The sequence below is a fragment of the Neglectibacter sp. X4 genome (genome assembly GCF_009917365.1).
Lineage (GTDB): Bacteria > Bacillota > Clostridia > Oscillospirales > Acutalibacteraceae > Acutalibacter.
This window is the reverse complement of record NZ_QWLE01000246.1, coordinates 1-692: the sequence shown is the minus strand read 5'-3', so window position 1 is coordinate 692 and position 692 is coordinate 1. Positions and strand designations below refer to the sequence as shown.

Annotated in this window: 2 protein-coding genes; both read right to left on the bottom strand. The window is 52.7% G+C overall.

The window, feature by feature from the left end; all coding sequences use genetic code 11:
• On the bottom strand, positions 1-418 hold a 418-nt coding region (locus D1841_RS17940; RefSeq protein WP_161931374.1), incomplete at its 3' end, for a helix-turn-helix domain-containing protein.
• Positions 419-485: 67 nt separating this feature from the next.
• On the bottom strand, positions 486-671 hold the full coding sequence (locus D1841_RS17935) for a hypothetical protein (protein WP_202622117.1): 186 nt from the start codon (positions 669-671) through the stop codon (positions 486-488).
• Positions 672-692 lie beyond the last annotated feature (21 nt).

The window sequence follows — 692 nt, the reverse complement described above, 5'->3', positions numbered from 1 at the left end:
TTATTTGCGTTGGATTTTCCGTTGACGGTTTTCCCGTTGACGGATTATCCGTTGTCGGAAAACCCGACAACGGTTTTGGGGGCAACGGTTTTGGGGGCAACGGTTGGGCGGGCGGTTCCTCTGTTACCGGACGCTCATAAATCACATACTCGTTGGCGCTGAACTTGCCGCCCGCGTCGGTGGTCTGGCGGCGCTTGATGTACCCCGCCTTTTCCAGCTCATTAACTGCGGAGCGGATCGCGTCCTTGCTTTCCCGGTTGATAACAGCCAGACCGGAAAGGGTATAGTCCCAATCCTCCGGCAGCGAGAGCATTTGGGACAGCAGGCCCTTTGCTTTCAGGCTCAGACTCTTGTCCCGCAGATGATAGTTGCTCATGACGGTGTATCCCTGTGTGCGTTCTACGCGAAAAACGGCCATTTTCTGCACTCCTTTCGTTTCCCAGGGCATGAAAAAAGCCACAATCCTGTAAAAAGAATTGCGGCGTTCATTTGCTGGCTGACTTCTGCCTGTACCGGTGAAAAAACGGCGGCATGGGCGGTTTGTCAAACAGGCTCTCTAACTGCGGAAACGTCAGGGTTTGAAAAATCCGGTCGATCTCAATGGTTTTCATGTTTCGCTGGGAGCGGCAGTCCTCCCGGATGGCTTCTCTGATTTCCTTAACGGTACACATATTCATTCCTTCCTCTCAATT